This is a genomic window from Corynebacterium sp. HMSC072A04 (assembly GCF_001809235.1).
Lineage (GTDB): Bacteria > Actinomycetota > Actinomycetes > Mycobacteriales > Mycobacteriaceae > Corynebacterium > Corynebacterium hiratae.
The window spans coordinates 1-500 of sequence record NZ_KV796808.1; the positions used below are offsets into that span (position 1 = coordinate 1).

The window sequence follows — 500 nt, forward strand, 5'->3', positions numbered from 1 at the left end:
TACCGTCGTTGCTGATGCGGGCATGTTTTCCGCGGCGAACAAGCAAGCACTCATCGATGCAGGCCTGCACTACATCTTGTCGGTGAAAACCCCCACCGTGCCTGAGGTGATCGAAACCTGGCGGCAGGACAACCCCGGTGAAGACTACACCCACGGCCAGATCTGGACACAAGCCTCGGCAAGCGATGGACGCAAACACACAACCCCGAATACGGTAACCCACTTCCAGTACTCCCACGACCGGGCTAGACGCAGCCTGCGCGGAATCAAAGAGCAAGTCGCGAAAGCCAAACGCGCTGTTGACGGCGATATCGCAATCAAGCGCAACCGCTATATTGATCTTTCCGCCCCGAATAAGAAGGTCAACTACGCTCTTGCTGCCAAGCACCGAGCCCTAGCCGGAATTAAAGGCTATGAAACCGACCTGACTACTCTTCCCGCCCAAGAGGTTATCGGGCATTACCGCAGGTTATTCAACATTGAAAAGTCGTTTCGGATGT

At 55.2% G+C, this 500-nt stretch carries 1 protein-coding gene; it reads left to right on the forward strand.

Translation table 11 applies throughout. The annotated features are described in order from the left end of the window. The coding region (locus HMPREF2565_RS10740; protein WP_141745911.1) for an IS1634 family transposase at window positions 1-500 on the forward strand (500 nt) is incomplete at both ends.